Origin of the sequence: Paraburkholderia sp. SIMBA_027, assembly GCF_046535315.1 — a bacterium.
GTDB classification, from domain to species: domain Bacteria; phylum Pseudomonadota; class Gammaproteobacteria; order Burkholderiales; family Burkholderiaceae; genus Paraburkholderia; species Paraburkholderia tropica.
This window is the reverse complement of record NZ_JAWRWY010001748.1, coordinates 1-230: the sequence shown is the minus strand read 5'-3', so window position 1 is coordinate 230 and position 230 is coordinate 1. Positions and strand designations below refer to the sequence as shown.

The following is a 230-nucleotide window of genomic DNA, read 5'->3' as shown; positions in this document are numbered from 1 at the left end:
AGCGAAATCGAGGAGCGTGCAGCGACACGTGAACGAGAGCCCCTCGCCGGTCGAACCACACCAAAAGTCTCTGCCGCCGCTGGTTCTCTCGTCAAGTCGCCGCTCGTTCACCATTTCGGGTGGCTGGCGGTTTAGCTTCACCGTTGCCGCCGCCCGTCTTCGAGCCCGCCAGCTTGCGATTTTTGAACGCTGGCGAGTTTCCGAGACATGGCCCCTAGCGCTCCTTATCC

1 protein-coding gene is annotated in these 230 nt (G+C 61.7%); it reads left to right on the top strand.

Annotated elements, in window-relative coordinates; all coding sequences use genetic code 11:
* Positions 1-28 precede the first annotated feature (28 nt).
* A partial coding sequence (locus SB764_RS45150) for a hypothetical protein (protein ID WP_410867455.1) occupies positions 29-230 on the top strand: 202 nt, incomplete at its 3' end.